The sequence below is a fragment of the Kitasatospora sp. NPDC058048 genome, assembly GCF_042885555.1.
Taxonomy (GTDB): Bacteria; Actinomycetota; Actinomycetes; order Streptomycetales; family Streptomycetaceae; genus Kitasatospora; species Kitasatospora lactacystinica.
This window is the reverse complement of the sequence record NZ_JBHVRT010000007.1, coordinates 178604-203267: the sequence shown is the minus strand read 5'-3', so window position 1 is coordinate 203267 and position 24664 is coordinate 178604. Positions and strand designations below refer to the sequence as shown.

Below are 24664 nucleotides of genomic sequence, written 5' to 3'. Positions count from 1 at the left end.
TCGACCCGCCTCCGACAGGAAACTCACGGGGGGAGATCAGGGAACAGTGCGCCCCGCCCTCTTCTAGGACTCAAGGAATTCCGGGAGAACGCGAGGTGGCCATGTCCCGACGCTCAACACTCCGAGGGAGTGCGCCCGGGAGACCAGAGCGGGCCGGTTCGCGGCCTGGAAATGGCGCATCATCAGCCCGATGCGGTACTCGATGCCCTGCGGGCTCAGATAGAGCGATGCCGCCAGCCGGGCGGTCGAGATGCCGACCGCGACGCCTTCCAGGATGCGGACGTCCACGTCGGTCAGCCGCCGGACGCCCGCGCCGCGGGCAGGGCCCCCGTCCGCCGGACGGGCGGCGGACTCGGACCGCGCCGGCCGCTGCGCGGGCTTGATCTCCTCAGAGGTCGCTGACAGTGTCACTTCTCGGTCCCCCCTTCCCTGTCGTCCGTGCTCTCAGGTGCGCAGCGTGCCGGCGAGGTGGTCGCGGAGCATGCCGGTCACCTCGTTCGCCCGGCTGCTGAGGTAGAAGTGCCCGCCGGGGAAGACCTTGAGGTCGAAGGCACCCATCGTGCGGTCGCGCCAGCGCCCGGCCTCGGGGACCGGCGTCCAGGGGTCCTGGTCCCCCACCACGGCGGTGACCGGGCAGGTGACCGCGGCGTCACGGTCGACCCGGTAGGCCCGCAGGGCCTGGTAGTCGCCGCGCAGCGCGGGCAGCACCATCTGCAGCAGTTCCTCGTCCTCCAGGAGCCGTGCGTCGGTGCCGCCCATGGCTTTGGCCTCGGCCACGATGCCCTCGTCGTCGAGTGGGTGGGTGTGCTCGGGCCGGTCCGCGGACGGCCCCTTGCGGCCGGAGACGAAGAGGTGGTCGATCCGGCCGCCCGTGCGCTCGATCCGCCGGGCCACCTCGAAAGCGACGAGCGCGCCCATGCTGTGCCCGAAGAGAGTCAGGGGGAGGTCGTCCCAGCGGCGCAGCGCTTCGGACACTTCGTCGGCCATGCGGTGCAGGTCCCGGCCCCCGGCTTCCTTCCGGCGGTCCTGCCTGCCGGGGTACTGCACGGCCAGGAGGTCGACCGGGCCGCACAGTGCGGCGGATACCGGGAGGTAGAAACTCGCCGAGCCGCCGGCGTGCGGAAAGCAGACCAGTCGGCGCGTGGCCATGGGCGAGGGGTGGAAGCGACGGCACCACAGGTCGCTGTCCAAAGAGAGGGAGGTCATAGCGGCCTTTCATTCCCTTCGAAATCCGCGCAGTGCCGACGGGCGGGGTGTGGTGATCGAGTGGGACAGCATCCGCACCGGCAGGCTGCCTGGTGCGCGCTAATACGGGGAGTCCCGATCGACGGCGGCCGGCGAGCGAGTCACGGACACCGCATATGACACCCTGCCATACCCCTCGGAATGTCAGCAAGTACGCGCCTGATCGCGCCCGGCCGTTCCTGTCCGGGTTCAATTCCGGCCATCTCTCCTGGTGAATGGTGAGAACGTTGCGGTGCGGAGCAATCCTGTGGGATTTACCTGGCTCCGACTCGGCAGCAACGGTCCGGCCGGACCGCGCACCGCGGATCCGACCGAGGAGGCGAGGGCACCTCATGGCAGGGCTGCACGCCGTCGGTGACCTCCGCGGCATCGACGCGGAACCGGAGGGTCCGCTGCCGGAGGGGATGTTCCAGGCCGCGCCGGCGGCGCGCGTCACCCCCGGTCGACGGCGGTGCGGCAGCGATCGGTTTCACCGGCCGGTGGGCCGTGGTGGGCGGGCCTGGTCCCGACCGCCGTGATGGTGCCGCGCAGCGTAAACCCGACATGAGCGCAAGAGCCGCACTCTAGGAATACATCTAGATACGACAGGACCGCGTTGACCCGTACACAGCCACCCAAGACGCTGGAGGCAGTCTTGCCCACCGGTCGTGCGATGAAGAGGACTCCGTTGAACTTCCTGTTGCTGGGTCCGCTTTCCGTCCGGCTGAACGCGCGTGAGGTGCACGTGTCGGCGCCGAGGCAGCGCGTGGTCCTGGCAGCGCTCCTCCTCAACGCCAACCGGGTGATCTCGGTCGACCGGATCGCCGAGTACGTCTGGGACGGCGCCCCGCCGCCGAGTGCCGCCGCGACCGTCCGCACCTATGTGATGCGCCTGCGGCAGTCGCTGGGCGAGCACGCCTCCGCCCGGATCCTCACCCGGGCGCCCGGCTACGTGCTCGAACTCGGCGAGCACGAGAGCGATCTCGGGCAGTTCACGGCCCACCGCCGGCGCGCGGCGGAGTTGGCCGAGCGCGGAGACCTGGAAGGTTCCTCCGCCGAGCTGGCCGAGGCGCTCGCCCTGTGGCGCGAGGAGCCGCTGGCTGACATCCCGTCGCAGACGCTGCGCGATGTGGAGGGCCGCTACCTCCAGGAGCTTCGCCTGCAGACCCTGGAGCTGCGGTTCGACGCGGAGCTGGCGCTGCTGCGGCACGCCGAGGTCGTGCCGGAGCTGGTACGGCTGGTGCGGAAGCACCCCTTACGGGAGGCCCTGGTGGGCAAGCTGATGCTGGCGCTGGGCCGCTCGGGACGGCAGTCGGAGGCCCTGGACCTCTACCAGCGCACCCGGGCACTGCTCGTCGAGCAGCTCGGCGCCGAGCCGAGCACCGATCTGCGCGAGGTCCACCGGCACATCCTCTCGGCCCACGACCGGCCCCGCGCGCCCGACCCGCTGGAGCAGCCCGAAAAGGCCCCGGAGGCGGCCGTCGCGCCGGCGCCGGCCGCTGCCCGGGAATGGTCCTGCTGGCCGAGCCCGGCGCAGCTGCCCTCGGTGCCGCTGCCGCTGTCGGCCCGCTCCGGTGCGCTGGCGCGGCTGCAGCACTTCCTCACGACCGGCACGATGCCCGCGGGCATGGTGGCGACGGCGGTGGTGACCGGCCGGGGCGGTGTCGGCAAGAGCGCGCTGGCCCTGCAAGCGGCGCACGCCGTGCGCGGTTCCTCGGTGCACGGCCAGCTCTACGCGGATCTCGGCGGAGCCGCGCGGCCGCTGACCGCCCGGGCGGTGCTGCCGCGGTTCCTGGCGGACCTCGGTGTGCCCCGGGACGAGATACCCGAGGAGGAGCCGGAACGGGAGAGCCTCTACCGCTCGCTCACCGCGGGCCGCCGTCTGCTGGTGGTACTCGACAACGCCTCCAGCACCGCGCAGGTGCGGCCACTGATACCGGGTAGCGGGGGCAGCAGGCTGCTGGTGACCAGCCGACGGCGGCTGGCCGATCTGGAGGGGGCGTGCCCCATTCTGCTCGGCCCGCTGGACGAGGCCGGGTCGCTGGAGCTGCTGGGCAGCATCGTCGGCCCGGCCAGGGTGGGTGCCGAACCGCGGTCGGCCCGTTCGGTGCTGACGGTCTGCGCGGGCCTGCCGCTGGCGATCCGGATCGCGGGGACCCGGCTGCTGGAGCGCCCGCACTGGAGCATCGGCCGCTTCGCCCAACGGCTCACGGAGGCCCCGCAGCTGCTGGACGAACTGTGCGCGGGCGACCTCGGTGTCCGGCCCTGCCTCGACGCCGAGCACGCCGGGCTCCGGCGGACGGCTCCGGCCGCGGTCGACCCGGCCGAGGTGTTCACCGCGCTGGGGACTGCCGGAGCGTCTTCGGTCTCCAGCAGTAGGGTCGCGGTGATGTTCGGCTGCTCCGAGGCGCAGGCCGAGGAGGCCCTGGACGCCCTGGTCGAGGCGAATCTGCTGGGTGCGCCGGCGGGGGGCCGCTACCGGCTGGACGCGCTGCTGCGGGCGTACGCCCGCGAGCGGGCGCAGGCGGTCGCCGTACGGCAGCACGGTCACCCGTACATGCGCGCCGGGTGACCGTCCCGACGGCCCGGCGACGGGCACCCGGCGGCCCAGTCCCCCTTCCCCCGATACTTTTCGACCCGATCTCCTTCAATCCGATCTCCTCCGAGAGGACCTCCGCGCCATGGCCCACCAGACAGAAGCCACCCACGACCTGCTCGCCTACGTCCGGGAGGTCTCCCTCCGTGACGACGATCTGCTCAGGGAGCTGCGGGAGGCCACCGCGGACCTGCCGGGCGGGACCGCCATGCAGGTGATGGCGGAGGAGGGCCAACTGCTGGCCCTGTTGGTCGGGTTGACGGGGGCGCGGGCGGTGCTGGAGATCGGCACCTTCACCGGCTACAGCACCCTGTGCATGGCCCGCGCCCTCCCGGCCGACGGGGTGCTGGTGTCCTGCGACATCGACGACCGGTGGCCGGCCATCGGCGCCGACTTCTGGAAGCGGGACGGGGTCGACTCGCGGATCGACCTGCGGATCGGCGATGCCACCGCGACCCTGGACGCGCTGCTGGCGGAGCGCGGGCCGGAGAGCTTCGACCTGGTGTTCATCGACGCGGACAAGAGCAACTACGTCCGCTACTACGAGAGTTCGCTGGCGCTGCTGCGCGCCGGCGGTCTGATCGTGGTCGACAACACCCTCTTCTTCGGCCGGGTCGCCGATCCGGCCGCCGTGGACCCGGAGACCGCCGGGGTCCGGGCTCTGAACCAGCTGCTGCTCGAGGACCCCCGGGTGGAGCTGTCGCTGCTGGTGATGGCCGACGGGATCACACTCGTCCGCAAGCGCTGAGGACCGCGGGCCGGGGCCCGGCGCACCGGGCTCCGGCCCGGGAGCGCCGGGCCCCGCGGCGGTCACGACGTTCCCGGGCCCCCTTCCGGCACCTTCAGGTCGGGTGCGTCCACGCTCATGACGGTGGACACCACGCGCGGGCCGGGAACCAGGTGCAGGCGCTGGAGTCCGGTGTCCTCCGGAGCCGGCGCGAGGACGGCGGCGCACGGGCACGGGGCTTCGTCCAGGCCCTCGAAGCCCGCGAACCGGTAGGCGATCTCCATCATCCGGTTGCGTTCGGTCGCCCGGAAGTCCGCGACCAGATGGACTCCGGACCGGGCGGCGGCGTCGGCCAGCCAGTTCAGCAGGGTCGCACCGGCGCCGTAGGCGACGACCCGGCAGGAGGTGGCGAGCAGCTTGAGGTGCCACAGGCCCGGGTGCCGCTCCAGCAGCAGGACGCCGACCGCGCCGTGCGGGCCGAACCGGTCGGTGAGGGTGACCACCAGGACCTCGTGCCGGGGGTCGGTGATCAGGCCGCGCAGCACCGCGTCCGGGTAGTGGACCCCGGTCGCGTTCATCTGGCTGGTGCGCAGGGTGAGTTCCTCGACCCGGGACAGCTCCTCGCCGGTGGCCCGGCCGATGCGCATCCGCAGGTCCAGGGAGCGCAGGAACTCCTCGTCGGGGCCGGGCGCGGCCGCCCGCTCGGCCTCGCGGAGGAAGCCCGCCTGGTACATCTGGCGCCGCCGCCGGGAGTCGACGGTGCTGGTCGCGGGGGTGAACTCGGCGAGTTCGGGGAGAGCGAGGACCTGCTCGGCCGGGTAGCACCGCACGTCGGGCAGGTGGAAGGCCACTTCGGCGCGTTCGGCGGGCCGGTCGTCGACGAAGGCGATGGCCGTGAGCGCGAAGTTCAGCCGGTCGGCGATCCGGCGCACCGACTCGGACTTGGCGCCCCACCCGATCTCCGGCAGGACGAAGTACTCGGCCAGGCCGAACGCCTCCAACCGGGCCCAGGCGTGCTCGTGGTCGTTGCGGCTGGCGACGGACTGGAGGATGCCGCGGGAGTCGAGCTCGATCACCACCTTGCGCACCTCGTCCGGCAGGTGCACCTCGCCGTCCTCCAGCAGGGTGCCCTGCCAGAGGGTGTCGTCCAGGTCCCAGACCAGGCACTTGACGGTATCAGCCATGTCGTCCTTCCTCGTCTCGTCGGCTGCGGGCCCGCATCACGGTGCCCCCGGAGCGGAGAGCGCGTGCTGTGCCAGCATCAGCCGGCACAGCTCGTTGCTGCCCTCGATGATCTCCATCAGCTTGGCGTCCCGGTACGCCCGGGCCACCGCGTGCCCGTCCCGGGACCCGGCCGAGGCCAGTACCTGGACGGCCGTCGCCGCGCCCCGGGCGGCCTGGGTCGCGGCGACGTGCTTGGCCAGTACGGTCGCCACCACCTGGTCCGGCGACCCTTCGTCCCAGCAGCGGCTGGCGTGCTCGCAGACCCGCGCGGCCACCTGCTCGGCCGTGTAGAGGTCGGCGAGGTGTCCGGCGACGAGCTGGTGCTCCGCGAGCGGTCTGCCGAACTGCTCCCGTCCGGCGGCGTGCGCGGTGGCCGCCGCCAGACAGGCCCGCAGGATGCCCACGCACCCCCAGGCGACGGACATCCGTCCGTAGGCCAGCGCGGTCGTCACCAGCAGGGCGGGCGGCAGTCCGTGACCGCCCAGGACGCTGTCGGCCGGCAGCCGCACCCCGTCGAGGTGGACGTCGGCGTGTCCGGCCGCGCGGCAGCCGAGCGGGTCGTCGATCCGCTCGATCCGGACGCCGGGCGTGTCGGCGGGCACCACCACGGCCGCCGCGCCGTCCTCGTAGCGGCCGACGATGACCAGCAGGTCGGCGTAGTGGGCGGCGGTCACCCACTTCTTGTGTCCGTCGACGACGACCGCGTCACCGTCGCGGCGGACGGTCGTCGTCATCGCCGCGAGGTCGCTGCCGGCGCCGGGCTCGCTGAAGCCGACCGCCGCCAGTGCGCCGCCGGTCAGCCGGGGAAGGTGGGCGGCCGCCTGCTCGGCGGTGCCCAGGCGCTGGATGGTCCAGGCCGCCATGCCCTGGGAGGTCATCACGCTGCGCAGCGAGCTGCACAGGCCTCCCACGTGGGCGGTGTACGCGCCGCTGTGCATGCTGCCGAGCCCCCAGCCGCCGTACTGCTCCGGGACTTCGGCGCACAGTCGGCCCTCGGCGCCCAGTTCGCGGAGCAGGTCCGGCGGGATGAGGCCGGTCCGGTCCCACTCCCCCGCCAGGTCGCCGACCCGCAGGGTGACGGAGGTCATCGCGCTGCTCAGGTCCTCACCCATGCTGGCCCCCGGCGGCGGGCACCCGGAGGCGGTCCACCAGCTCCGCCATCCGCCGTACGGTGCGGAAGTTGTCCAGCCGCAGGTCCGCGCCGCGGACGGCGATGGCGTAGGTCTTCTCCAGGTGCACCACCACCTGCATGGCGAAGAGGGACGACAGGCCGCCGGCGCCGAACAGGTCGGTGTCGGCGTCCCAGGCGGTTCCGGTGCGTCCTTCCAGGAATCCCAGCAGTTCCTTCTCCAGGTCGTGGGTGTTGGGCGTGTTCGCTGCGGTCATGGCCGTCTCCTCTTCGGGGTGATCGGTCGGGGTGATCAGGTGTAGTCGTAGAAGCCGCGCCCGGACTTGCGGCCCAGCCGGCCCTCGCGGACCAGCCGGAGCAGCAGTTCGGTGGGGCGGCAGCCGTCGTCGCCGGTCCGTTCGTGGAGCACGGTGAGGGAGTCGACGAGGTTGTCGATGCCGATCAGGTCCGCGGTGCGCAGCGGGCCGGTGGGGTGTCCCAGGCAGCCCTGCATCAGGGCGTCGACGTCCTCGGCGCTCGCCGTGCCCTCGCCCACGACCCGGGCCGCGTCGTTGATCATCGGGTGCAGGATGCGGCTGGTCACGAAGCCGGGTGCGTCCCGGACGACCACCGCCCGCCGCCGCAGCGCCGTGAGCAGGGCCGCCACGGCGGCCATCGCGGCGTCCCCGGTCCTGGCGCCGCGGACCACTTCGGTGGTTCCGATCAGGTAGGGCGGGTTCATGAAGTGGGTGCCGACCAGTTCCTCCGGCCGTTCCAGGGCCCCGGCCAGTTCGTCGACGGGGATGGAGGAGGTGTTGGTGATCAGCAGGGTTCCGGGCCGGACCAGTCCGGAGACCTCGGACAGGACGGCGGCCTTGATCGCGGCGTTCTCGGTGACCGCCTCGACGACGGCGGTGGCTCCGGCGGCGGCCTTGAGCGAGGTGCCGGTGGCCAGGGCGCCGAGGGGCGTCCCGTCGGGCAGGGCACCCATCAGTTCGGCCAGCCGGAGTTCGCCGTCGATCAGGTCCGCGGCCCGGTCGAGCCGTTCCCGGTCGATGTCGACCAGGTGGACCGGCAGGCCGTGTCCGAGGGCGAGGACGGTGATTCCGACGCCCATCACCCCGGCTCCCAGCACGGTGAGGGCCTGTCGCGGGGGGGAATCGTCGTACGGGGCTGTGGTCAACGGGTTCTCCTTCGTTTTCACCGGGCACCGGGGGTGCGGAGGGTGCTGTCGAGCCAGTCGGCGACGGCGTCGCCGGTGGTCGCGACATGCTGTTCCATGATCGAGAAGTGGTCTCCGGGGACGTCGACGACGGTGTCGGCGCCGGCCCAGGTCGAGCGCCAGTCGCCGGCTTCGGCGGACGGGCGGCCGAGCGGGGTGGAGGCGCGGACCAGCAGCAGCGGGGCGCGGACCGCCGGGGGCTTCCAGTCGTCGAGCAGACGGAAGTAGCCGCCCATCGCGGTCAGCCGGGCCCCGTCCATCGGGGCCGCCCGGTCCTCGCGGGCGAACATGCCGCCCAGCAGGACGTCGTTGAACTGGGTGATGCCCTGGTTGTCGGAGAGGTAGGTGTCCAGGAGCACCACGGCCGCCGGGCCCTCGCCGCGCTGTTCCAGCGCGGCGGCCACGCCGTGGGCGAGCGTGCCGCCGGAGGAGGAGCCGGCCAGCACGAGCGTCCGTCCGGGCAGTTCCCGGAGCAGTGTCGTCGCCTGGAAGTCCAGCAGGGCCGACATGTCGGCGGGCAGTTCCTCCTCGGGGACGAATCCGGGGGCGTCGAGGGCGGCGACGGCGTAGCGGTCCCGGAAGCGGGCGGCGAAGCGGGCGTACTGATGGGCGCCGCCGAGCGCGACGATGGAGCCGAAGCAGACGAGTACGGGGGCGTCGGCGCGCTCGTTCAGGCGCAGCAGCCGCGGGCCGGTGCCGGTGGCCGCGAGGTCACTGCCGCTGTGGAAGGCCGGGCGCAGGGCGGAGGCGTTCTTGAGCAGGGCGATGCCCTCGTCGATCCGGCCGAGTGCGCAGGCCTGGCGGAACAGCACGCTGACCGGGTCGGTGTCGGCGGTGTCGGCGTCGGGCGCGGCTGCTCCGGTTCCGGCTGCGGGTGCCGTTCCGGGCCGGGGGGTGTCCTCCGCCCGGGCCTCGGCCGCGAGGCGCGCCGCGAGCGCGGCGGGGGTGCCGCTGTCGAAGACGGCGGAGGGCCGTAGCCGCAGTCCGGTGGCGGCGGCCAGCCGGTTGCGGAGTTCGACCGCGGTCAACGAGTCGAATCCGACGGAGAGGAAGGGCACCGTCGCGGACAGCGCCCCGGAGTCGGTGTGGCCGAGGACTTCGGCGGCCTCGGCGAGGACGAGTTCGCGCAGGACCAGCTCGCGTCCCTGTTCGTCGGCGGCGGCGTCGAGCCGGTGCCGCAGCGCTGCGGCGGCGGTCGGCGTCCCCTTCGCCCCGGTCGTCGCGGTCGGGCTGCGCCGGACCAGGGAGCGCAGCATCGGGTGCACCGGGCCGTCGCCGCGCACGGTGAGGTCGAGGTGGGCCAGGACGACGGGGCTCCCGTCTCCCGGCGGGGCGGCGTCCGGGGCGCTCACGGTGTCCAGCAGGGCCATGGCCTCCTGGTCGGAGAGTCCGCGGGCGCCGCGCCGGTCGATGCGCTGCCGTTCGGCGCCGCCGAGCTCCGCCGTCATTCCGCTCACCCGCTCCCAGGGCCCCCAGGCGAGGGACAGGCCGGGGAGCCCGAGCCGTCGGCGTTCCGCGGCGAGGGCGTCGAGCGCGGCGTTGGCGGCCGAGTAGGACGCCTGGCCGGGGCTGCCCAGCACGCCCGCGGCGGAGGAGAAGACGACGAACGCGGCGAGGTCCGCTCCGCGCGTCAGCCGGTCGAGGTGGTGGGCGGAGTCGAGCTTGGGCCGCAGGACGGCGGTCATCCGCTCCCCCGTCAGCCCGTCCAGCAGACCGTCGTCGAGCACTCCGGCGGTGTGGACCACGGCGCACAGCGGATGGCGTTCGGGGATGCCTGCCAGGGCGGCGGCCAGAGCCTGACGGTCCGACACATCACAGCCGAGGGCGGTCAGTTCGGCTCCGGCCTCGGCCAGCTCCGCCGTCAGCTCCGGCATGCCGGGGGCGCCGGCGCCGCGGCGGCTCAGCACGAGGAGGTGGCGTACCCCGTGCGCGGCGACCAGATGGCGCGCCAGGACGGCCGCGAGAGCTCCGCCGCCGCTCAGCAGGACCGTCCCCTCGGCCGGCCCGAACGCGCCGACCGGCCGGGAGCCGGTCGCGGGGGCGGTGGCGGGGGCGGTGGCCGTGGTGGCGGTGCCGGCCGGCGGCCGTACCAGTCGGGGCGCGTACAGGATGCCGCCGCGCAGGGCCGCCTGTGGTTCGCCCGTGGCGAGCAGGTCGGCGAGCGCGTCGCCGAGACCGTCCGGCTCCGGCCCTTCGACGTCCAGCAGCACGAACCGGTCGGGGTGTTCGAGCTGAGCGGCCCTGAGCATGCCCCACACGGCCGCCGCGCCGAGGTCCGCCGGCTGCGGCTGCGACTGCGACTGCGACTGCGACTGCGACTGCGACTGCGCGCCGAACGGGCCGGTCGCACCCCGGGTGAGCACCACCAGGGGTGTCCGGGCCGTGGTGTCGTCGGCCAGGTGGGCCTGGACGCGGTCCAGGACCCCGGACGCGACCGCGTGCACCGCCGCGGGGTCCGCGTCCCGGGCGGGGGCGTCCGCGGTCACGGTGTCGGCGGACGGGGGGCAGGTCAGCAGCATCGCGTCGGGTGTCGCGGACGGGGGTTCGGTGGGGAAGGCGGCCGGCAGCAGCCGCTCGTCCCGCGGGCCGAGGAGGCCCCAGCGGGTGACCGGGCGCGGGCCGGGCCCGGCCGTGACCGGCGTCCAGCCGACGTGGAAGACGGAGCCGGAGGACGCCCGCAGTGCGGCGGTGGACGCCGTGCGCAGGGTGAGCGAGCCGACCGTCGCCACCGTGCGCCCCGAGGGATCGGTGATCCGCGCGGTGACGGCGTCCGGGCCGTCGGGGCGCAGCCGGACGCGCAGGACCGGCGCGTCGGAGGTTTCGATCGCGACGCGCTGCCAGGAGAACGGCAGGGGGACGCCGTCGGCGGGCTCCGCGGTCGCGGCGCCTTCGCGCAGACCGGTCGTCTGGAGGGCCGCGTCCAGGAGGGCCGGGTGCACGCCGAAGCCGCCCGCTCCGCCGGCGGGGAGGCCGTCGGGCAGGGCCACTTCGGCGTGGATCGCCTCCGCGGTGCGCCATGCGGCGCGCAGGCCCCGGAACGCCGGGCCGTAGGCGACGCCCCGGGTTTCGAGCAGCCCGTACAGTTCGTCCACGTCGAGGGGGACCGCGTCGGGCGGGGGCCAGGTGCCGGCCGGTTCGGTCGTGTCGTCCCGGTCGGCCGAGGGGTCCCGGGGTCCGACCGCGCCGGTCGCGTGCCGGGTCCAGGGCCGGTCGGCGGAGCCGGGGGCGGCCTCGGGCCGGGAGTGGAACTCCACCGGGCGCCGTCCCGTGCCGTCTTCGGCGCCCACCCGTACGCGCAGTTGCACGGCCTGATCGTCGGGCAGCAGCAGCGGGGCGGCGAGGGTCAGCTCCTCCACGAGGGCGCAGCCGAAGCGGCGGCCCACGTGCGCGGCCAGCTCCACGAGGGCCGCGCCGGGCAGGATCACGGCTCCGGCCACGGCGTGGTCGGCGAGCCAGGGTTGGGTGGCCGAGGAGAGCCGGCCGGTGAAGAGGGTGCCCGCGTCGTCGGGCAGTTCGACCGCGGCGCCGAGCAGCGGGTGGTCCGCGGCGGACTGGCCGGTGGCCGCCTGGTCCCGGTCGGCCGGCAGGGCGTCCAGCCAGTAGCGGCGTCGTTGGAAGGCGTAGGTGGGCAGGTCCACCCGCTGGGCACCGGTTCCCGCGAAGAGTCGCTCCCAGTCGACGCGCAGGCCCCGGACGTGTGCCTCGGCGAGCGCGAGCTGGAGTCGGCGGAGCCCTCCGGCCCCGCGCCGCAGGGTGTCGAGCACCAGCGTCTCCGGGGCGCCCGCGTCGGCGGCCGTGTCCTCGATCGCGTACATCAGGGCGGGCTGGGGGCCGGACTCGATGAAGACGCGGTGCCCGGCCGCGAGGAGCGAGCGGGTCGCCCGCTCGAACTCGACGGTCTGCCGGATGTTGCGGTACCAGTACTCGGCGCCCAGGGACTTCGTGTCCAGCAGGCCGCCGGTCGCGCTGGAGTAGTACGGCACCGCACCCGCGAGGGGGGTGATCCCGTCCAGGTCGGAGAGCAGGCGCTCGCGGATCTCCTCCACGTGCGAGGAGTGCGACGCGAAGTCGGTTTCGATGCGAGTCGCCCACACCCCTTCCTCCAGGAGTTCCTCCACCAGGGCCGTGACCGCGTCGGCGTCGCCCGACACCGCCACCGACGACGGGCCGTTCACCGCCGCCACCGAGAGCCGGCCCGCCCACGGGGCGATGCGCTCCCGTGCCACGTCCACCGGCAGGGGCACCGACGCCATCCCGCCACGGCCCGCCAGAGCACCCACGGCACGGGAACGCAACGCGACCACCCGCGCCCCGTCCTCCAGGCTCAGACCACCCGCCACCACCGCGGCGGCGATCTCGCCCTGGGAGTGGCCCACCACCGCGTCCGGAACGACGCCGAACGCGCGCCACACCTCCGCCAGCGACACCATCACCGACCAGAGCACCGGCTGCACCACGTCCACCCGCGCCAGCAGGGCCTCCGAACCCAGCGCCTCCGCCAACGACCAGTCCACGTAAGGCGCCAGAGCCCGCTCGCACTCGGCCATCCGTTCCGCGAACACAGCCGATTCGGCCAGCAGCTCCGCGGCCATCCCCACCCACTGCGAACCCTGACCCGGGAACACCAGCACCGAACGGCCCGGGGGCAGCCCGCTGCCGACGGTCACGCCCGCCGCACGCACGCCCCGCGACAGGGCGGCGACACCGGCCAGCAGTTCGCCCCGGTCCGCCCCCACCACCACCGCGCGCTCCGCGAACCGCGAACGCCCCGCCGCCAGCGAGTGGCCGACGTCCGTCACGCTCAGGCCCGGTTCCGCCACCACCCGCTCGTACAGCGCCGTCGCCTGGGCGCGCAGCGCATCCGGAGTACGCGCCGACAGGATCCAGGGGACGGCGGCGGGCACCGGTTCCGGCGTGGCGGGCCCGTCGGAGGCTGCCGGGTCGGCCGGGGCCTGTTCGAGGATGACGTGGGCGTTGGTGCCGCTGGCGCCGAAGGAGGACACCCCGGCCCGGCGCGGACGTCCCGTCTCCGGCCAGGGGGCGGCCTCGGTGAGCAGGGAGACGGCCCCCTCGGTCCAGTCGATCTGGGGCGAGGGACGGTCGACGTGCAGGGTGCGCGGCATCACGCCGTGCCGCATCGCGAGCACCGACTTGATCACCCCGCCGACGCCCGCGGCGGCCTGGGTGTGGGACAGGTTGGACTTCAGCGAGCCCAGCCGCAACGGCCGCCCGGCGGGCCGGTCCTGCCCGTACGTGGCCATGAGCGCCTGCGCCTCGATGGGGTCGCCGAGGACGGTGCCGGTGCCGTGCGCCTCCACCATGTCGACCTCGGACGGGTCGAGTCCGGCACGGGCGAGCGCCCCGTTGATGACGCGCTGCTGCGCGGGCCCGTTCGGGGCGGTCAGCCCGTTGCTGGCGCCGTCCTGGTTGACGGCCGAGCCGCGGATGACGGCCAGGACGGGGTGCCCCGCGCGCCGGGCGTCCGAGAGCCGTTCCAGCAGGAGCAGGCCCAGGCCCTCCCCGAACCCGGCTCCGTCCGCCGCGGACGAGAAGGACTTGCTGCGTCCGTCGGGTGCCAGGCCGCGCTGGCGGCTGAATCCGACGTACAGGCCGGGGGTGGACATCACGGTCACCCCACCGGCCAGGGCGAGGGTGGTGTCGCCGGAGCGCAGCCCCTGGCAGGCGAGGTGGACGGCGACCAGGGAGGACGAGCAGGCGGTGTCCAGGGTGACCGCCGGGCCTTCCAGGCCCAGGGTGTAGGCGATCCGGCCGGAGGCGACGCTGGGGATGGTGCCGGTGCCGAGGAAGCCTTCCACTTCGTCGGGCACCCGGCCGAGCCGGGACCCGTATTCGCTGTAGATCACTCCGGTGTAGACGCCGGTGCGGCTGCCGCGCAGGGTCGCCGGGTCGATGCCCGCGCGTTCCACCGCTTCCCAGGACGCTTCCAGCAGCAGCCGCTGCTGCGGGTCCATGGCCAGGGCCTCGCGCGGCGAGATGCCGAAGAAGCCGGGGTCGAAGCCGGTCGCGTCGTGGAGGAAGCCGCCTTCCCTGACGTAGAAGGTGCCGGGGGCGTCGGGGTCGGCGTCGAAGCCGCCCTCGACGTCCCAGCCGCGGTCGGTGGGGAACGGCGAGACCGCGTCGCGTTCCTTGACCAGCAGCTCCCACAGGTCTTCCGGGGTGCGTACGCCGCCGGGGTAGCGGCAGCTCATCGCCACGATGGCGATGGGCTCGGCGGAGTCGTCGCGGAGCCGTCGGTTCTCCTGCCGCAGGCGCTGGTTGTCCACCAGCGAGGCGCGCAGGGCGGCGACCACCTGGTCCGTGTCGGTGGGCATGGGGTTGGGCGTCTCCTTCTGCGGCTGTCGGTCAGTCACGTTCGCCGCCCAGGGCCATCCGGACGAGTTCGTCGACGGCCATGGCGTTGATGTCGGCGGCGGGAGCCGGCGTGTCCGGTGTCTCCGGCCGGTCGGCGCGGTGCGCCCCGGCGGCCTTCCCGGTGCCGGCGGGGTCGCCCGGCCCGTCGGGTACCAGGCGCCCGGTGAGGTGGGCGGCGACGGCGGCCGGGGTGGGGTGGTCGAAGACCAGGGTGGCGGGCAGCCGGCGGCCGGTGGCGGCGCCGAGCCGGTTGCGGAGTTCGACGGAGGTGAGCGAGTCGAAGCCGAGGTCCTTGAACGCCTGGTCCGGGTCGACGGCCTCGGGTCCGCCGTGGCCGAGGATGTCGGCGACCCGGCTCCGTACCAGGTCGAGCAGGGTGGCGACGCGTTCCTCCGGGGTGAGGCCGGCCAGCCGGCGGCGCAGCGAGTCCGCTTCGGCGGCGTCCGCCCCGGAGGCGGGGCGGCGTGCGGTACCGGGGACCAGGGCGGCGAGCAGGGCCGGGACGGGTCCGGTCCGGGCTGCCGTCCGGAGCCGGCCGAGGTCGATCTTGACCGGGACGAGCAGCGGTTCGTCCAGGGTGAGCGCCGCGTCGAACAGGGCCAGGCCCTCTTCGCTGCCGATGGCCGCGGTGCCTCCCCGGGACATCCGCCGCAGGTCGGCGGCGGTGAGCGTGCCGGTCATGGTGCTGCGGCGCGCCCACAGGCCCCAGGCGAGCGACTGGGCGGGCAGTTTCAGGGCACGGCGGTGCTGGGCGAGCGCGTCGAGGAAGGCGTTGGCGGCCGCGTAGTTGCCCTGCCCGGCGTTGCCGACCGTGGCGGACGCGGAGGAGAACAGGACGAAGGCCGACAGCGCGAGGTCACGGGTGAGGTTGTGCAGGTTGAGGGCCGCGTCGACCTTGGGGCGCAGGACATAGCGCATCCGCCCCGGGGTCAGCGACTCGATCGTCCCGTCGTCCAGGACGCCGGCCGCGTGGACGACCGCGCTCAGCGGGCGGTCGGCGGGGATGCCGGCGAGCAGCGCGGCGAGCGCGTCCCGGTCGGCGACGTCACAGGCCTCCACGTCCACCCGGGCGCCGAGGCCGCGCAGGTCGGCGGCGAGGTCGGCCAGGCCCGGGGCGTCCGTGCCGCGCCTGCCGACGAGCAGCAGGTTCCGTACGCCGTGCGCGGTCACGAGGTGCTGTGCCACCAGGCCGCCGAGCGCGCCGCCGGCCCCGGTGACGAGGACGGTTCCCCCGGCCGCGGCGATACCGGACGGTGTGTCCGGGTCCGAGCCCGAGAGCGCGTCCGGGCCCGGGTTCGGGTCCGTGGCGACGGTGGCCCTGGTGAGGCGGGCGGCGAGGAGCTCTCCGCCGCGTATCGCCAGTTGGGGTTCCGTTCCGGCCAGTGCCCGGGGCAGCAGGCCGGCCACGGCGGCCGGGTCGTCGGTGTCGATCAGCAGGAAGCGGTCCGGGTGCTCGGACTGGGCGGAGCGGACGAGGCCGCGGACCGCGGCGCCGGTGAGGTCGGTGACCTCCTCGCCGGCTGCCGTGGAGACCGCACCCCGGGTGACGAGCACGAGCCGGGTGCCGTCGTCCCACCGCGGGTCGGCCAGCCAGTCCTGGACGAGCCGCAGGGCGTCGTCCAGTGCGGTGTGCACGGATGCGGCGTCGGGCGGGGACGAAAGGTCCGGGGTGTGGTCGCACCAGGCCAGCACGGCGGCGGGCGACGGCGCTCCCCCGTCCAGCGCGGCACCGAGCGCGGCCAGGTCCGGATGGCTGTCCGGGAAGAGTTCCCGGCCGCCGAGGACAGCCCAGTGTCCGAGGGGGTCGGCGGGTGCGGTGGCGGGCACCGCCGACCACCGCACCCGGTAGAGGGATTCCGGGCCGCCGCCCGGGCGGAGGGTGTCGAGGTCGATCGGGCGGACGGCGAGCGCCTCGACCGACGCGACCGGGAGGCCGTTCGGGTCGGTCGCGTCGATCGATACCGATCCGTCCGGCCGGAAGCCGAGCCGTACCCTGAGCGCGGTGGCTCCGGAGGCGTGCAGCCCGACTCCGCTCCAGGAGAACGGCAATCCGGCGGACGGCCGGTCGGCGCCCGATTCGGTGTCCGGCCGAGCCCGCAGGAACAGCCCCTGGAGGGCGGCGTCCAGGAGGGCGGGGTGCACGCCGAAGGCGGAGGCGGACCGGTGCTGGTCCTCGGGCAGACGTACCTCGGTGAAGATCTCGTCACCCCGGCGCCAGGCAGCGGTGAGCCCGCGGAAGGCGGGTCCGTAGCCGTAACCGGAGGCACGGAACCGCTCGTACAGGCCGTCGACGGAGATCGGGACGGCGCCGGGCGGGGGCCAGGAGCCGGCGTCGTCCGGTACGGCCGAGGACGACGGCTCGCGGGTCGTGGCGTCGGCGGTGAGCCTGCCGGTCGCGTGCGCGGTCCAGTGCGGGGTCGCCGCGTCCTCGCGGCAGGAGAACAGGTCCAGTGAGCGGCTGCCGTGCGCGTCCGTGGCGCCGACCCGAACCTGCAGGCGGACGGCGGTGTCGGCGGGTATCAACAGCGGTGACTGGAGCGTCAGTTCCTCCACCGTGTGGCAGCCGGCCTCGTCCGCGGCGCGTACCGCGAGTTCCGCGAAGGCCGCGCCGGGCAGCAGGACCGTACCGGCCACCGCATGGTCGGCGAGCCAGGGGTGGGTACGCAGCGAGATCCGGCCCGTGAGCAGCAGTTCACCCGTGTCGGCCAGTTCGATGGCCGCTCCGAGGACGGGGTGGCCGGCCGGATCGAGCCCGGCCGCGCCCACATCGGCCGCCGCGGTGGGCGCCGGCTCGGGCCAGTAGCGGCTGCGCTGGAAGGCGTACGTCGGCAGCTCGACCCGCCGCGCTCCCGGGAACGCACCCGAGAAGTCCACTCCCAGCCCGCACTCCCACGCACGACCCACCGCACGCAACACCTGCGCCGGACCGCCCTCCCCGCGACGCAAGGTCCCCAGCACCACGGCCTCCACACCCGCGGCCTCCACCGACTCCCCCACCGCCACACCCAGCACCGCATGCGGACTGGACTCGACGAAGAACCGGAAACCCTCCCCCAACAACGCCGCCGTGGCCCGCCCGAACTCCACCGTCTCCCGCAGGTTGCGGTACCAGTACTCGGCGTCCAGGACCTCCGTGTCCAGCCAGCCACCCGTCACCGTCGAGAAGAACGGCACAGAACCCGAGACCGGGGCGATCCCGTCCAGATCGGAGAGCAGGCGCTCACGGACCTCCTCCACGTGCGCGGAGTGCGACGCATAGTCGACCTCGATCAGACGCGCCCGCACCCCCTCCCCCACGAGCTCTTCCACCAGCGCGGCCACCGCGTCCGCGTCACCCGACACCACCGTCGACGACGGACCGTTCACCGCCGCCACCGACAACCGGCCCGTGATCCGCTCCCGCACCGCCTCCACCGGCAGGGGAACCGACGCCATCCCGCCACGGCCCGCCAACGCACCCACCGCACGGGAACGCAACGCCACCACCCGCGCCCCGTCCTCCAGACTCAGACCACCCGCCACCACCGCCGCCGCGATCTCGCCCTGAGAGTGGCCCACCACCGCGTCCGGAACCACCCCGAACGAACGCCACACCTCCGCCAGCGACACCATCACCGCCCACAGCACCGGCTGCACCACGTCCACCCGCGCCAACAGCGCCTCCGAACCCAGCGCCTCCCCCAACGACCAATCCACATAAGGCGCCAGAGCCCGCCCGCACTCCGCTATCCGCCCCGCGAACACAGCCGATCCGGCCAACAGCTCCGCGGCCATCCCCACCCACTGCGAACCCTGACCCGGGAACACCAGCACCGAACGACCGTCGACCGGGCGACCGCCGTCCCACGCTCCCGAGTCGTCGTCGGCCATCCGGCCCAGCAGGGTGTGGAGTTGGTCCCGGTCCCCGACCAGTGCCTTCCGGTACTCGAAGGCGGTGCGCGCGTGCAGGGCGGATCCGGTGTCGCGCGGGTCGACCCCGGGGTTGCCGTCCAGGTGGCGGCGCAGCCGGTCGGCCTGGAGGCGCAGTGCCTGCGGGCTCTTCGCCGACAGCAGCCAGGGCACCGCCGGCAGGGGGGTGCGCTCGGCCGGCGGGCCGTCGTCCTCCAGGGGGGTGTGTTCGAGGATGGTGTGGACGTTGGTGCCGCTCAGGCCGAAGGAGGACACTCCGGCCCGGAAGGGGCGGCCGTGGGACGGCCAGGGCTGCTGCTCGGTCGCGAGGGCCAGCGCTCCGCGCGTCCAGTCGACGTGGCCGGAGGGCCTGCTGACGTGCAGGGTGCGGGGCACCTGCCCGTGCTGCATGGACAGCACCGTCTTGATGACCCCCGCCACACCCGATGCCGCCTGGGCGTGGCCGAGGTTGGACTTGAGGGAGCCGACCAGCAGGGGCCGGTCGGCGGGCCGGTCCTGGCCGTAGGTGGCCAGCAGGGCCTGCGCCTCGATGGGGTCGCCGAGGGTGGTGCCGGTGCCGTGCGCCTCCACCACGTCCACCTCGGAGGCCGACAGGCCCGCGTCCGCGAGCGCCGCCCGGATCACCCGCTGCTGCGACGGACCGTTGGGGGCGGAGAGTCCGTTGCTGGCGCCGTCCTGGTTGACGGCGGAGCCGCGTACCACCGCCAGTACCGGGTGTCCGTTGCGGCGGGCGTCCGACAGCCGCTCCAGCAGCAGGACACCGACGCCTTCGCCCATGCCCATGCCGTCCGCGTCGTCCGAGAAGGCCTTGCAGCGGCCGTCCTCGGCGAGTCCCCGTTGCCGGGAGAAGCTGATCAGGGCGCCGGGGGTCGCCATCAGGGCGACGCCGCCGACCAGGGCGAGGGAGCAGTCGCCGCCGCGCAGGGCCCGGCCGGCGTAGTGCATGGCGACGAGTGAGGAGGAGCAGGCCGTGTCGATGGTCACGGCGGGGCCTTCGAGGCCCAGGGTGTAGGCGACCCGGCCGGATACGACGCTGGGTGCGCTGCCGGTGAGCAGGTGGCCCTCTCCTTCCTCCGACTGGGCGACGACGGCCGCGTAGTCGGCGTAGTTGACGCCGGTGAACACTCCGGTGCGGCTGCCGCGCAGGGCGGCCGGGTCGATGGCGGCGCGTTCGATCGCCTCCCAGGTGGTTTCCAGGAGCAGCCGCTGCTGGGGGTCCATGGCCAGGGCTTCGCGCGGCGAGATGCCGAAGAACTCCGCGTCGAAGTCGGCGGCGTCGTGCAGGAAGCCGCCCCGCCGGGTGGTCGAGGTGCCGGGGCGGTCGGGGTCGGGGTCGTAGAGGGCTTCGATGTCCCAGCCGCGGTCGGTGGGGAAGTCCGAGACGGCGTCGCCGCCGTCGGCGAGCAGGCGCCACAGGTCTTCGGGGGTGCCGATGCCGCCGGGGAAGCGGCAGGCCATGGACACGATCGCGATCGGCTCGTCGTCGGGCGCGGGCGGGTGCGCGGCGGCGTCCGGGGCGGCCGGGTCCGGGTCGGTGGCCTGCCGGCCGAGCAGTTCGGCGCGGATCTCCCGGGCGAGCGCGGTGGACGACGGGTGGTCGAAGATCAGCGTGGACGGCAGCCGCAGTCCGGTGGCGGTGTTGAGCCGGTTGCGGAGTTCGACCGCGGTGAGGGAGGCGAAGCCCATGTCCTGGAAGGCCCTGCCGGGCCGGATCGCGTCCACCGAGGGATGGCCGAGGACGGCTGCCGCGTGGGTGCGGACCAGGTCGAGCAGCAGGCGGTGCTGTTCGGATTCGGCGAGGGCGGCGAGCCGTTGGCGCAGCAGCGCGGCGGCGGGTGCCTCCGTGTCGCCGGTCGCGGCTTCCAGGGCGCGGCGGGCTTCGGGGATGCCGGTGAGCAGCGGGCTGCGGCGGGTGGAGGTGAAGACGGCGGCGAACTGCTCCCAGTCGACGTCGGCGACGGCGAGTACGGTCTCGTCGTCGTCGAGTGCCTGTTGCAGGGCGTGGACCGCGAGGTCGGGGGCGATCCGGGGCAGGCCGTGCTGCTCCAGGTTGAACAGGTCGGCGTCCGCTCCGGCGATGCGGTCCTGGAAGGGGTTCTCGGCCTGCCAGATGCCCCAGTCGACGGTGGTGGCGGTGAGGCCGCGGGCCCGGCGGTGCTGGGCCAGGGCGTCGAGGTAGGCGTTGGCCGCGGCGTAGGCGCCGTGGTCGCCGCTGCCCCAGACTCCGGCGATCGAGGAGAACAGGACGAAGGCGTCGAGTTCGCGGTCGAGCAGGGCGTCGAGGTGTTCGGCGCCGGCGGCCTTGGCGGCGACGATCTGTTCGAACGCGGACATCGGTGTGCCGTCCAGGGGGGCGAGCGCGACGAACGCGGCCGCGTGGACGACCGCGGTGACCGGGTCGCCCGCCGTGTCCAGGCCGGTGAGCAGTTCCGCCACGGCCTGACGGTCCGCCAGGTCGCAGACGGGCAGGGTCAGTCGTACGCCGAGGGCGGCCAGTTCCGCGGCGAGTTCGGCCGCGCCGGGTGCCTGGGGGCCGCGGCGGCCGGGCAGGACGAGGTGGGTGGCGCCGCTGCGGGCCAGCCAGCGGACGAGGTGCGGGCCGACGGCTCCGGTGCCGCCGGTCAGCAGGACGGTGCCGCGGGGCTTCCAGTGCTTCGTGCGGCTGTCGTTCCGGGGGGCGCGCCGGAGGCGGCGGGCCAGCAGGCCGGTGGGGCGCAGGGCGAGCTGGTCCTCGCGGCCGGGGCCGTCCGGGCCGGTGCCGGGGGCCGTCAGGACGGCGGCGAGGCGGGTCCTGGCGCGGGCGTCGAGGTCCGGCGGCAGGTCGATGAGTCCGCCCCAGCGGGCGGACAGTTCCAGCGCGGCCACCAGTCCGGTGCCCCAGACCAGTGCCTGGCGGGGGTCGGTGACCGGGTCGTCCGGGCCCGTGGACACGGCCCCGGCGGTGGCGCACCACAGGGGTGCGGTGAGGGCGAGGTCGCCCAGGGCCTGCACCAGGGCGACGGTGAGTGCCGTCCCGGTGGGCAGGGCCGGGTGGTCGGGGTGGGGCCGGTCGTCGGCGGCCAGCAGCGACAGCACGCCCGTCGGGACGCGGTCGCCGAGGGCGGTGGCGAGCGTGTCCGCGAGGTCCGTGCGGCGGACGGCGTCGGCGGTGAGTTCGGCCGTGACGACGGTGGCGCCCGCTTCGGTGAGGGCGAGGAGCGGGCCGCGTACCCGTGCGTCGTCGTCGTGTCCGGCGGGCAGGACGACGAGCCAGGTGCCGGCGGCGGGGGTGGCGGCCGGCGGGTCGGGCAGGGGCTGCCAGCCGATGCGGTAGCGCCAGGAGTCGATGACGCTCTCGTCGCGCCGCTGTTTGCGCCAGCCTCGCAGGGCGGGCAGGACGGGGGCGAGGGCGTCCTCGTCGACGGCGAGGTGGGCGGCGATCTCGGCCGGGGCGTCGTGGTCGACCATGTGCCAGAAGGCCGTGTCGTGCGGGTCGGCGGCGGCCGGTCCGGTGCCGGGCGCCGCCTCCGGCTCCAGCCAGTAGTGCCGCAGCTGGAAGGGGTATCCGGGCAGGGCGGTCGGGCGGGCGCCGGTGCCGGCGTACACCGCGGACCAGTCGACGGCCGCGCCGGCCACCCACAGTTCGGCGGCCGAGCGCAGGGCCCGGCGCAGTCCGCCGTCGTCGCGGCGCAGGGTGCCGACGACCACGGGCGGCTCCTCGGCGCCGGTGGCCTCGGCGGTGTCCTGGAGGGCCATGGTCAGCACCGGGTGCGGCGACACCTCGACGAAGACCTCGTGGCCCTGTTCGACCAGGGAGCGGACGGCGGCATCGAAGCGGACGGTCCCGCGGAGGTTGCGGTACCAGTAGTCGGCGTCCATGACCGTGGTGTCGAGCCGGTCGCCGGTGACGGTGGAGAACAGCGGGATCCGGGCCGGGAGCGGGCGTACGCCGGCCAGCGCGGCCAGCACCTCGGACCTGATCCCTTCGACCTGGGCCGAGTGCGAGGCGTAGTCCACGGGTACGGACCGGGCCCGTACGCCCTGTGCGTCGCAGTGGGCGATCAGTTCGGCCAGGGCCCGGGTCTCGCCCGAGACCACCACGGCGGCGGGCCCGTTGACGGCGGCCACCGACAGCTTCTCGGCCCAGGGGGCGATCTCGGCGCGGACCCGGTCCTCGGGCAGGGACACCGCGACCATGCCGCCGAGTCCGGCCAGCGCCCGGATGGCCCGGCTGCGCAGGGCGACGACCTTCGCCCCGTCCTCCAGGCTCAGCGCTCCCGCCACCACGGCGGCGGCGATCTCGCCCTGGCTGTGCCCGACCACGGCGTCGGGCCGGACGCCCCAGGACTCCCAGTGCGCGGCCAGTGACACCATCACCGCCCACAGCACCGGCTGCACCACGTCCACCCGTTCCAGGGAGGGTGCCCCGGGCGCGCCCTCCAGGACGGCGGGGAGCCGCCAGTCGACATGGGCGGAGAGGGCGGCGTCGCAGGCGGCGAGGCGGTCCCGGAAGGCGGGGCTGGTGGCGAGCAGGTCCAGTGCCATGCCGGCCCACTGGGAGCCCTGGCCGGGGAACACCAGGGCCGTCCGGCCCTCGACGACCCGGCCGGTGCCCGCGACGACGTCGGCGGGCGTGGCCGGGGCGGTGGAGAGGTCCGTGCCCGGCCCGGACAGGGCGGCGAGGCCGTCCAGCAGTGCGGGGCGCCCGTCGCCGATCACCACGGCCCGGTGTTCGAAGGCGGACCGGGTGGTCGCCAGCGAGAACCCGATGTCGGCCGCCCGTGCGGGCGCGTCCGTGGCGAGCCGGGCGCGCAGCCGGGCCGCCTGGTCCCCGAGCGCGGACGCGGTGCGGCCGGACAGCACCCAGGGCAGCACGGCCCCGGGCGTACCCGCCCCGGCTGCGGTGTCCGGGCCGTCGGTCGCCGCTTCCGGTCCGTCGGCCGGTTCCGGCTCCGGTGCCTGTTCGAGGACGACGTGCGCATTGGTGCCGCTCATGCCGAACGAGGACACCCCGGCCCGGCGCGGCCGGTCGACGGCGGGCCACTCGCGGGCCTCGGTGAGGAGTTCGACGGCGCCCGAGGACCAGTCGGCGTGCGGGGTGGGCGCGTCCACGTGCAGGGTGCGGGGCAGGACGCCGTGCCGCAGCGCGAGCACCGTCTTGATGACCCCGGCGACCCCGGCGGCGGCCTGGGTGTGCCCGATGTTGGACTTCAGCGACCCCAGCCACAGCGGACGCCCGGCGGGCCGGTCCTGGCCGTAGGTGGCCAGCAGCGCGTCGGCCTCGATCGGGTCGCCGAGGGTGGTGCCGGTGCCGTGCGCCTCCACCGCGTCCACCTCGGACGCCGTCAGCCCCGCATCCGCGAGCGCCGCCCGGATCACCCGCTGCTGGGAGGGGCCGTTGGGGGCGGTCAGGCCGTTGCTGGCACCGTCCTGGTTGATCGCCGAACCGCGCAGCACGGCCAGCACCGGGTGGCCGTTGCGGCGCGCGTCCGACAGCCGCTCCAGCAGCAGCATCCCCACGCCCTCGCCCCAGCCGGTGCCGTCCGCGGCCGCCGCGAACGGCTTGCAGCGGCCGTCGGCGGACATCGCGCCCTGCCGGCTGAACTCGACGAACACCGCCGGCAGCGCCATCACGCTGACCCCGCCGGCGAGGGCGAGCGAGCACTCCCCGGCCCGCAGGGCGCGCGCCGCGAGGTGCAGCGCCACCAGCGAGGCCGAACAGGCGGTGTCCACGGTGACGGCGGGGCCTTCGAGGCCGAGCGCGTAGGACACCCGCCCGGACATCACGCTCATCGAGTTCCCCGTCATCAGGAACCCCTGGACGGCTTCGGCGGCGCCGGAGCCCAGCGTCGCGTACCCCTGGTCGATGGCCGCGGCGTACACCCCGGTGCGGCTGCCCCGCAGGGAGAGCGGGTCGATGCCGGCCTGCTCGACGGCCTCCCAGGACGCCATCAGCAGCAGCCGCTGCTGCGGGTCCATCGCGACCGCCTCGCGGGGCGAGATGCCGAAGAACTCCGGGTCGAAGTCCGCCGCGCCGTCCAGGAACGCCCCCCGCCCGGGGACGGTGCCGCCGGACGGCCAGGCGGTCTCCCAGCCCCGGTCGCCGGGGACGGGCGCGACGGTGTCGCGGCCTTCGGCGAGCAGTTCCCACAGGTCCTCGGGGGTGCGGACACCGCCGGGGAAGCGGCAGCTCATCGCCACGATCGCGATCGGCTCGCTCGTGCGGGCCTCGGCCTCCCGGAGCCGCTGCCGGGTGTCCCGAAGGTCGATGGTCACCCGGTTGAGGTAGTCACGCATCCTCTG

10 protein-coding genes are annotated in these 24664 nt (G+C 74.7%); 2 read left to right on the top strand and 8 right to left on the bottom strand.

Features of this window, described 5'->3' with window-relative positions:
• Positions 1-63: 63 nt before the first annotated feature.
• Both ACFVVA_RS10115 and ACFVVA_RS10110 read right to left on the bottom strand, forming a co-directional pair.
• Entirely contained in the window at positions 64-411 is a 348-nt protein-coding gene (locus tag ACFVVA_RS10115) for a helix-turn-helix transcriptional regulator (RefSeq protein WP_387687690.1), read from the bottom strand.
• A gap of 33 nt (positions 412-444) precedes the next feature.
• Positions 445-1206, bottom strand: coding sequence for a thioesterase II family protein (locus tag ACFVVA_RS10110; protein WP_387687687.1), 762 nt, complete (start codon positions 1204-1206; stop codon positions 445-447).
• Positions 1207-1912: 706 nt separating this feature from the next.
• On the opposite strand from ACFVVA_RS10110, the gene ACFVVA_RS10105 reads away from it, so the two are divergent.
• Together ACFVVA_RS10105 and ACFVVA_RS10100 are read left to right on the top strand one after the other, a co-directional pair.
• Positions 1913-3796 carry a BTAD domain-containing putative transcriptional regulator gene (locus ACFVVA_RS10105; RefSeq protein WP_387687685.1) on the top strand — a complete coding sequence of 628 codons (1884 nt, stop codon included), beginning with the start codon at positions 1913-1915 and terminating at the stop codon, positions 3794-3796.
• Between the two features lie 109 nt (positions 3797-3905).
• Positions 3906-4568: a class I SAM-dependent methyltransferase gene (locus ACFVVA_RS10100; RefSeq protein ID WP_387687683.1), complete on the top strand. Its 663-nt coding sequence runs from the start codon at positions 3906-3908 to the stop codon at positions 4566-4568.
• A 62-nt stretch (positions 4569-4630) separates the two neighbouring features.
• Here the strand turns inward: ACFVVA_RS10100 and ACFVVA_RS10095 are convergent, their stop codons facing one another.
• Genes ACFVVA_RS10095 through ACFVVA_RS10070 form a run of 6 tightly spaced genes read right to left on the bottom strand, consistent with a single transcriptional unit; the run spans position 4631 to position 24658 of the window.
• The gene (locus tag ACFVVA_RS10095; protein ID WP_387687681.1) at positions 4631-5731 is read right to left on the bottom strand and encodes an HAD-IIIC family phosphatase; all 1101 of its coding nucleotides are present in this window, start codon (positions 5729-5731) and stop codon (positions 4631-4633) included.
• 36 nt (positions 5732-5767) lie between these two features.
• Positions 5768-6883 (bottom strand): acyl-CoA dehydrogenase family protein, encoded by a 1116-nt coding sequence (locus ACFVVA_RS10090; protein ID WP_387687678.1) that lies wholly within the window; start codon positions 6881-6883, stop codon positions 5768-5770.
• Positions 6876-7157 (bottom strand): acyl carrier protein, encoded by a 282-nt coding sequence (locus ACFVVA_RS10085; RefSeq protein ID WP_359897831.1) that lies wholly within the window; start codon positions 7155-7157, stop codon positions 6876-6878. The genes ACFVVA_RS10090 and ACFVVA_RS10085 overlap by 8 nt, the downstream gene beginning before the upstream one ends.
• 35 nt (positions 7158-7192) lie before the next feature.
• The gene (locus tag ACFVVA_RS10080) at positions 7193-8062 is read right to left on the bottom strand and encodes a 3-hydroxyacyl-CoA dehydrogenase family protein (RefSeq protein ID WP_380542649.1); all 870 of its coding nucleotides are present in this window, start codon (positions 8060-8062) and stop codon (positions 7193-7195) included.
• 17 nt (positions 8063-8079) lie between these two features.
• A complete protein-coding gene (locus ACFVVA_RS10075; RefSeq protein WP_387687675.1) occupies positions 8080-14433 on the bottom strand; it encodes a type I polyketide synthase in 6354 nt (2117 codons plus the stop codon).
• 31 nt (positions 14434-14464) lie between these two features.
• A complete protein-coding gene (locus tag ACFVVA_RS10070) occupies positions 14465-24658 on the bottom strand; it encodes a type I polyketide synthase (protein ID WP_387687856.1) in 10194 nt (3397 codons plus the stop codon).
• Between the last annotated feature and the right edge of the window lie 6 nt (positions 24659-24664).

Coding starts and splice junctions, on each gene's coding strand:
- ACFVVA_RS10110 (WP_387687687.1), bottom strand. CDS start 1,206: ATGACCTCCCTCTCTTTGGACAGCGACCTGTGGTGCCGTCGCTTCCAC.
- ACFVVA_RS10100 (WP_387687683.1), top strand. CDS start 3,906: ATGGCCCACCAGACAGAAGCCACCCACGACCTGCTCGCCTACGTCCGG.
- ACFVVA_RS10095 (WP_387687681.1), bottom strand. CDS start 5,731: ATGGCTGATACCGTCAAGTGCCTGGTCTGGGACCTGGACGACACCCTC.
- ACFVVA_RS10090 (WP_387687678.1), bottom strand. CDS start 6,883: ATGGGTGAGGACCTGAGCAGCGCGATGACCTCCGTCACCCTGCGGGTC.
- ACFVVA_RS10085 (WP_359897831.1), bottom strand. CDS start 7,157: ATGACCGCAGCGAACACGCCCAACACCCACGACCTGGAGAAGGAACTG.
- ACFVVA_RS10075 (WP_387687675.1), bottom strand. CDS start 14,433: ATGCCCACCGACACGGACCAGGTGGTCGCCGCCCTGCGCGCCTCGCTG.
- ACFVVA_RS10070 (WP_387687856.1), bottom strand. CDS start 24,658: ATGCGTGACTACCTCAACCGGGTGACCATCGACCTTCGGGACACCCGG.